The organism is Maritimibacter harenae (assembly GCF_009882975.1).
In the GTDB taxonomy this organism is placed as follows: domain Bacteria; phylum Pseudomonadota; class Alphaproteobacteria; order Rhodobacterales; family Rhodobacteraceae; genus Maritimibacter; species Maritimibacter harenae.
Genome location: NZ_WTUX01000033.1, coordinates 1 through 242, shown reverse-complemented (window position 1 = coordinate 242; position 242 = coordinate 1). Strand labels below are relative to the sequence as shown.

The following is a 242-nucleotide window of genomic DNA, read 5'->3' as shown; positions in this document are numbered from 1 at the left end:
ATCTTGGGATGGTCGTCGTCGCCCGTGATCGCGATGGATTTCTCGTGGAGCATGAACAGCTCGTCGATGGCCACCAGCCCGATGGCCGCCGCGGCGAGCCCCCAGATGATCAGCGGAAGGAGCCTGCCCGAGCGCAGGGCCGCGTTCACCAGCGCCATCGCGGCGGCGGCCCAGAGCAGGCTGCCGTGCATCATGTCCATCGGCGAGCCTTCCTGCCAGATGTCGGCGGAACTTCGCAGCTG

Annotated in this window: 1 pseudogene; it reads right to left on the bottom strand. The window is 67.4% G+C overall.

What is annotated here, in order from left to right:
• Window positions 1–242: pseudogene (locus GQE99_RS20200) on the bottom strand (hypothetical protein); the annotation flags it as partial.